The 6,003-nt window shown below is 36.3% G+C and carries 8 protein-coding genes and 2 pseudogenes; 8 read left to right on the top strand and 2 right to left on the bottom strand.

What is annotated here, in order from left to right:
- The first annotated feature begins 185 nt into the window (after positions 1-185).
- Both ACFIM1_RS08820 and ACFIM1_RS08815 read left to right on the top strand, forming a co-directional pair.
- Positions 186-1,229: a tyrosine-type recombinase/integrase gene (locus tag ACFIM1_RS08820; RefSeq protein WP_375609741.1), complete on the top strand. Its 1,044-nt coding sequence runs from the start codon at positions 186-188 to the stop codon at positions 1,227-1,229.
- Positions 1,230-1,659: 430 nt separating this feature from the next.
- A pseudogene (locus tag ACFIM1_RS08815) lies at positions 1,660-2,190 on the top strand (antA/AntB antirepressor family protein).
- Positions 2,191-2,238: 48 nt separating this feature from the next.
- Here ACFIM1_RS08815 and ACFIM1_RS08810 read toward each other — a convergent pair.
- A complete protein-coding gene (locus ACFIM1_RS08810; protein ID WP_375609742.1) occupies positions 2,239-2,667 on the bottom strand; it encodes a type II toxin-antitoxin system HicB family antitoxin in 429 nt (142 codons plus the stop codon).
- A 67-nt stretch (positions 2,668-2,734) separates the two neighbouring features.
- Positions 2,735-2,926 (bottom strand): hypothetical protein, encoded by a 192-nt coding sequence (locus tag ACFIM1_RS08805; protein ID WP_375609743.1) that lies wholly within the window; start codon positions 2,924-2,926, stop codon positions 2,735-2,737.
- A gap of 302 nt (positions 2,927-3,228) precedes the next feature.
- On the opposite strand from ACFIM1_RS08805, the gene ssb reads away from it, so the two are divergent.
- The 6 genes and pseudogenes from ssb to ACFIM1_RS08775 all read left to right on the top strand — a co-directional run.
- Positions 3,229-3,675, top strand: coding sequence for a single-stranded DNA-binding protein (gene ssb, locus ACFIM1_RS08800; RefSeq protein WP_375609744.1), 447 nt, complete (start codon positions 3,229-3,231; stop codon positions 3,673-3,675).
- Between the two features lie 9 nt (positions 3,676-3,684).
- Positions 3,685-4,233, top strand: coding sequence for a hypothetical protein (locus ACFIM1_RS08795; RefSeq protein WP_375609745.1), 549 nt, complete (start codon positions 3,685-3,687; stop codon positions 4,231-4,233).
- A gap of 95 nt (positions 4,234-4,328) precedes the next feature.
- Positions 4,329-4,586: pseudogene (locus ACFIM1_RS08790) on the top strand (antitoxin).
- Positions 4,587-4,600: 14 nt separating this feature from the next.
- A complete protein-coding gene (locus ACFIM1_RS08785; RefSeq protein WP_375609747.1) occupies positions 4,601-4,918 on the top strand; it encodes a type II toxin-antitoxin system PemK/MazF family toxin in 318 nt (105 codons plus the stop codon).
- A 382-nt stretch (positions 4,919-5,300) separates the two neighbouring features.
- Positions 5,301-5,621, top strand: a complete 321-nt coding sequence (locus ACFIM1_RS08780; RefSeq protein WP_375607176.1) for a hypothetical protein — start codon at positions 5,301-5,303, stop codon at positions 5,619-5,621.
- Positions 5,622-5,624: 3 nt separating this feature from the next.
- Positions 5,625-6,003 (top strand): hypothetical protein (locus ACFIM1_RS08775; RefSeq protein ID WP_375609746.1); only part of this gene is annotated, 379 nt, incomplete at its 3' end.

Genomic DNA, 6,003 nt, shown 5'->3' with positions numbered 1-6,003 from the left:
CGAGCTTTAAGAGAAGCAAAAAAGCAAAAATGCGAACTCATAGAAATCAAACCTACCGGTGAACTGCTTATCTATCTTAAAGCAGATATTCCAATACCAAACTCAACAGCACACTCAGACACACTTTTAGATTTGTCAAAAAATGAATATTACGAAATCGCACTCTCTAAGATGTAAAATTGATCATGCCAAAACCACGCCCCCCTCATCTCGTTAAACAAATTACCCAACATGGCAAAATCGTATGGTATGTACGTATTGGTCATGGAAAACGTATTAGAATACGCGGAACTTATGGAACACAAGAGTTTTTTGACAACTACAAAAGCGCACTTGCCGAATTACAAGGCATAATCCCTCCAAAACCGAAAATCGGCAAACTGATTGAAGGTTCATTTGCATGGCTGCTTAAACAATATTTTAACAGCGTTCATTGGCATAGCCTTGCTAAAGCTACGAAAAGACAAAGAGAACTCATCCTTATGAAGGTATGTGATACCATAGGAAACATTCCATACAGAGAAATAAAGAAATCACATATTACAGCGGGTGTTGAACGCCGCAAAGAAAAACCAACAGCTGCCCAAAATTTTCTAAAAGCACTTAATGGACTTTTTAATTGGGCGATCGATCAAGAACTTCTGGAAAATAACCCAGCTTTAGGAATAAAAAGACCTCCTCTCAACAACAAAGATGGATTTGCTGTTTGGACAGAAGAAGATGTTGAAAAATATTATCACCATTGGTCACATGGTTCACATGAACGCGTCTGGATTGATGTTCTTCTTTACACGGGTTTGCGTCGTGGTGATGCGGTCCGCATTGGTTGGAAAGATGTCAAAGATAATATCATTCATCTCAAGACAGAGAAAAGTAAATTCCAAACAGATGTTTTTCTACCCATTTTGCCTGAATTAGCAGAAACTCTAAAAATTGGTCCTATTGGAAATGAAACATTCATTTGCGGAAAAAACGGAAATAAACTCGTAAAAGAAAGTTTTGGAAACTTATTCCGTGAAGTGTGTAATGCGGCGGGAATCAAAAAATCAGCACATGGCTTAAGAAAATTAGCAGCAACACGCGCCGCTAATTCAGGTGCAACAGTATCACAACTCAAGGCAATTTTTGGATGGACCGACGACAACATGGCATCTCTTTATACAAAAAGCGCAGATCGCAAAAGGCTAGCTATAGAAGCGATAAAAAAGCTCCAAAAAAATGAGGGATAGTGCTATAAAAAACATTAATGGAATCAATAATGATAAATTTCCCCCATATCGCAATAACTCATTTATTTTATTTAAAATTATTGAATCTCTTTTAGACGAGATTAACAGAGAGATCAAAAAGTTATCGAAAGTTGCTTGACAATATGGCAACATTATGTCTATTGTCGAATCAGGTGCTTGAAAAACACTTGAAAACAACTAGTGGATTAGTTGCCGAAATAACTGGTCTTCCGCAATTTAAAAGCTTTGACTCATTGTATGCTACACGCATATAATAATTTTGTCGGGTGTGGTTATGCTATACAATACCCTTTGGGGAAAGGCATAACGACGGGCTAGTTGCCGTGTTTTTCAGCACCCGGCATTTTTATAAAAAGTGTCAATGAAAAACATCTAACAACTAGGAGTTCATTATGAACATGCTTATAAAATTACGGAACAAACAATTGATCAGGAAGCTGTTCAAACTGTTAACGCACGTGAATTACATGCATTCATGGAAATAGGAAAACGTTTCGCTACTTGGATTACAGATCGTATTAATCAATATACATTTGAAGAAGGTAAAGACTTTATAAAAACACAAGATTTGCGGTTCCCAAAATTGGGAAGCGCAAAATCTAGAGCTGTTACAGTAATATAATATCACCTCACTCTAGACATAGCCAAAGAACTTTCAATGGTTGAACGCAATGAGAAAGGACGTCAAGCTCGTCGTTACTTTATTGAATGCGAAAAAAAGTTAAAAAGCCAATCTGTTGATAATGACCGTGATACACGCTTTGATTTCCCAAAAGATTGGGATAAAATATCTCCAACTAAAAAGGCTGTTTACATTTATGGTCCTCTTCATATGCATCTTGTTAAAGCCTTTACATTGGTAGAAGAAAGCAAACAGTATAAAACACTCATTGAAGAAGCAAAACAGGTTTTAGAAAAATCTGTTGTAAAAGCTGCTTAGATTTAAAAACATGATTTTATCTTCTCGTCTTCAAAGGCGAGGAGATAGTTAAGCCGCATCTTTAATTGTAATAACGACTTGCTTACCAAGAATACTCAGTGCTTGCTCTAAAGTTTGAAGCTTTGTTGGATAGTTGGGATCAAGAATGCGTCTTGCTTCTGTTTCTTTCTTACCCAAACGATGTGCCAATTCTGTTTTTGTAATATTCGCTTCATTAAAGGCTTCTACCACTGCGAGCTTAAGAGCATTCCACGCATCTACCGTAACCTCTACAAGACCTTTATATTGCTGTGGTACAGGTAAAGGTAAACCACGCATAGAATAGCTCCGTAATGCCAACCCTAAAGCTTCAACAGCATTCTCTAATGCTTCTGCTCTATTTTCTCCAGCTGTTATCGCTTCAGGTACATCCGGAAAAGTCACAACAAAACCACCATCCGGATCAGTTTCAAATTTTGCTTGATACGTATATTCCATGTTTAGGTCTCCTCACTATGATCAAAATGCTTTTGAAACGAAAAATTAAAGCCATTGAGAGAGTAACTCATACCCCCAACTGCTTTTTTATTATTTTCACGTAAAGTGGGGTCAATTCACCAGATTTTATAACGGTTGTCTTGTCTCCAAAAGTTACCAAATAATGTGACCCTTTGCCTGCATCAGGAGCTTCTCTGTAATGAATGCCTCTTTTTCTGGCTTCTTTACGTAATTCTCTAAGCGGTGCTTCTCGTTTCATTTAGCCTCCCCCTTTCTTCATAAAATGAAGATCGCACAAAAAGGTTCGATAGTCAATAATAAATCGTACAAAAAAGTTTGACACAGACTCTTAATGAAAGGATATTTATTGAAAAGTTAAAAATAGAAATAAGAAAGTCATGCCATTTGTGTGACATGTTTTTTTTGATGAATAATTTGTCAAATAATATTATAATGTAATACTTAAAAAATTGTTATTAATAAACTGAAATAATTGCAAAAACAATAAAATTATGCTAAGATTTTTTACATATTTAAATACAAATTTAAGGTAACTAAAACATGCTAAACAAAGTGACATTAATCGGACGCCTTTGTGCTAACCCCGAAAGCAAAACCATGACTTCTGGAGCTGAAATAGTCAATTTTAGTATAGCGACTTCTGAGAGCTATACAGATAAAAAAACCAATCAAAAAGTAGAGAAAACTGAATGGCATTCAGTTGTGATTTTTAATCCACATTTGGCAAAAATTGCACTTCAATATCTAAACAAAGGTTCAAAGGTTTACGTAGAAGGCAAATTACAGACACGCAAATGGCAAGATAAAAATGGGCATGACCGTTACACAACAGAGATTGTCTTACCACAATTCAAAGGCGAGTTGTATTTTCTTAATGCCAAAAAAGAGCAATCGGCATTCCCTTCACCCATTACTTCTCAAAATTATGCTATTACCTCAGGTGCTCAAGATTATAGCGCATCTCTTAATGATAGCATGCCATTCTGATTGAAAAATATGACAAAAAGAAAAAAACATGCAAAACGTGGACGCCCTCGTATTAATGGATGTATCAGAGAACCCAATGGTCGCATCTCACGGACAAAAATGCCTCATGATCCCATTGACAAATTGGCAATAGAAATGCGTGCCAAACGCTTTGGCTTGACCATAGAGGAAGCAAAAAATCCACTTTCCGCTACCTATATCGGACGGCTTTATCTGCAAGGTGTGATTAATCAAGATCAGTATGATGCTGCACAAAAATATCTTGAAGTGAGAACTGATTATCTCTGTGCAAAAACATTGCCTAGTGCAATTTATGATAAAATGCCCTCATCTTCTAATGAAGCAGCTAGAAAAAAATGGGTTGAATTTGCAACAAAACAATTTTTGAATATGCAAGAGGTAATAAAAGAAATACAACACCTTTACAGACAGCATAATTTTTATGCTGCGCTACAGTATCTTGTTAGTGAAGATCAAGAATTACCATACCTTGTACCTTCATTGCGGATAGTCCTTAACGCTCTCCAGAAATATTTTAACCAAAAAAATAAATGCTAAATGTTTTACTAGTATATTTATAAAAGCATCAGAAGCTCTTGAAATAGCTTTTAAAATGTTATATTTTTATATAATATTTTAGAGAGGTTGTTTTTATGCATACAACGAAATTACGTAAAGTTGGAGGGGCAGTGATGCTTTCTATACCACCCTCACTGCTTGATGTCCTTCATCTTACTGAAAATGCGCAAGTTGGTTTGACTATTGATAATGGATAATTAGTTGTGAAACCACAAACATTTCCTAGTTATACTCTTGATGAATTATTAGCCCAATGTAATCCGTCAGATGATTTTGTAGATGAGGATATAGAATGGTTTGATACTAAACCTGTTGGTAAAGAGCTGTTGTGATGAAGTGAGGCGAAATTTGGCTGGTATCTCTTGATCCATCTTCGGGTTATGAACAAAAAGGAACGCGTCCTGTATTAATTGTATCACCGGAAGCGTTTAATCGTGTAACGAAAACACCTATTGTCTTGCCTATTACAAGCGGAAGAAATTTTGCTAGAACAGCAGGCTTTGCTGTCTCATTAATGGGAGTGGGATTACATACAACGGGCGTAATACGTTGTGACCAGCCACGTGCTCTTGATATTGGAGCGCGTCAGGGAAAGAAAATGGAAGCAGTTCCCCCCATGATTATGAACGAAGTCCTTGCTAAGCTAGCAACATTTCTTACGTAGTTGGTTCAAATCTTTATCTCGTGCCGTAAAACATCGTTCTTTGAAACGAGGCAAAAAGCCAAGTAAAAGATTCATTTAAATGGGATTATTATTGCATCACTTGTTTGTATGAATACTAAGTTTAGATTTTTAGAAACAAAAAATGTACAAGATCATGATTTTTTTGTTGACATAGTGTAAAAAATCGTATTTAATGACGGCATGGCAGTAGTTGTATTGCGTCTAAAATTCAAAAATATCCCCAAAAATTCAGCAAAATGTCAACTTGAAGCGTGGCTAGAAAGCCCTGTTTTCTTGCTAATTCTGGCTAATTAATTTTTCACAAAATAAAAATCAATATTTGACTAATTATGTCATTAATTATGACTCAAAAGGAGCAATGATGAAAGCAATCATCACCAAGCCAATGTGTGTTGTTGGCGATAATAAAAGCACTGTTCGTTTTGAAACTTCAACTCCCAATAATCCATTTGTGGAGATTTCCAATCAAGTCTACGCACGTCTCAAGCGTGCAAATGCTGCTAAACCTTTTGTTGATGTTAAAACAAAAATAAAACCTGACAAGGTAGTTGAACAAATTAAGCAGATAGAACAAGAAGCCGTACAAACATCAACTGAATCAGCAGCTGAGGAAATTCCACTCGAACAACCCAAAACACCTAAAACTTCCAAGCCATCAACACCTACCCCAAAAAAGGCTTAAAAGTTGAAGTTAATCATCCACCAAAAATGGTATCTTCAACAGGCAAAAGATACCTTCACAAGCCTTCAAGCCCCTCGCCTTAACTGGGCTTTGCGTAATGCTCTAAACACCGCAGCAAAACAAGTTGAACGCTTTACTGAAAAGCAAGTTGCCGACATCTCATCAGCCCAAACAAAGCGTATCAGAAAAGGTGTTTATATTAAAGAAAAGGCGACAGCAAAGTTTCTTGAGACAGATATTATTGGTTCTGGAACACCGATACCCCTTAAATTTTTTAAAGCAAAAGAAACAAAACGCGGCGTGGTTTACACACTATTTGGAAAGAAAGAAATCTTGCCTCATGGTTTTATTAAGGGTGGGAGTTTTCCAAAGCGCGTTGATT

The organism is Bartonella sp. AC158YNML, from assembly GCF_042196725.1.
Lineage (GTDB): Bacteria > Pseudomonadota > Alphaproteobacteria > Rhizobiales > Rhizobiaceae > Bartonella.
The sequence above is the reverse complement of the archived record's forward strand: the minus strand, read 5'-3'. Positions and strand labels throughout refer to the sequence as shown.

What these genes read in the sequence shown, in the direction of transcription:
- ssb (WP_375609744.1), top strand. Translation starts at nt 3,229, where the DNA reads ATGCTAAACAAAGTGACATTAATCGGACGCCTTTGTGCTAACCCCGAA.
- ACFIM1_RS08820 (WP_375609741.1), top strand. Translation starts at nt 186, where the DNA reads ATGCCAAAACCACGCCCCCCTCATCTCGTTAAACAAATTACCCAACAT.
- ACFIM1_RS08780 (WP_375607176.1), top strand. Translation starts at nt 5,301, where the DNA reads ATGAAAGCAATCATCACCAAGCCAATGTGTGTTGTTGGCGATAATAAA.
- ACFIM1_RS08795 (WP_375609745.1), top strand. Translation starts at nt 3,685, where the DNA reads ATGACAAAAAGAAAAAAACATGCAAAACGTGGACGCCCTCGTATTAAT.
- ACFIM1_RS08810 (WP_375609742.1), bottom strand. Translation starts at nt 2,667, where the DNA reads ATGGAATATACGTATCAAGCAAAATTTGAAACTGATCCGGATGGTGGT.
- ACFIM1_RS08805 (WP_375609743.1), bottom strand. Translation starts at nt 2,926, where the DNA reads ATGAAACGAGAAGCACCGCTTAGAGAATTACGTAAAGAAGCCAGAAAA.